The organism is Neobacillus drentensis (assembly GCF_036965425.1).
Lineage (GTDB): Bacteria > Bacillota > Bacilli > Bacillales > Cytobacillaceae > Neobacillus > Neobacillus drentensis_F.
This window is the reverse complement of sequence record NZ_JBALPP010000208.1, coordinates 1-341: the sequence shown is the minus strand read 5'-3', so window position 1 is coordinate 341 and position 341 is coordinate 1. Positions and strand designations below refer to the sequence as shown.

1 pseudogene is annotated in these 341 nt (G+C 31.7%); it reads right to left on the bottom strand.

Going from position 1 to position 341, the window contains the following annotated elements:
* Positions 1–120: 120 nt before the first annotated feature.
* Positions 121–341: pseudogene (locus V7161_RS30075) on the bottom strand (hypothetical protein); the annotation flags it as partial.

Genomic DNA, 341 nt, shown 5'->3' with positions numbered 1-341 from the left:
CAGCGGCGATCCCTTTTTTCTTGCACTTACGAAGCAGGTTAGTAACGTAGGAATAGTAAAACAAGAAATAATAATAAACAAAAACACCGTGCTAATTACGGTGTTTTTGTGTGCGAATTATTAATTATTTAACTTAGGTAAAAAAACATCTAATTCATCAGTTGATTGAAATTTATATGCATACCCAAAGCAAATCGGTCCATTACCAGTATGCTCTCTCTTAGGAAATTCCAGGAAAGCTGTATTATGAATTAACCCTGTAGATTTTTCCTCTAGTTCTTTATTTTCTGCAACTGTTTTTGGATTTAAAACAATAGTAATCTCTTTATTTGGAAGTAAAT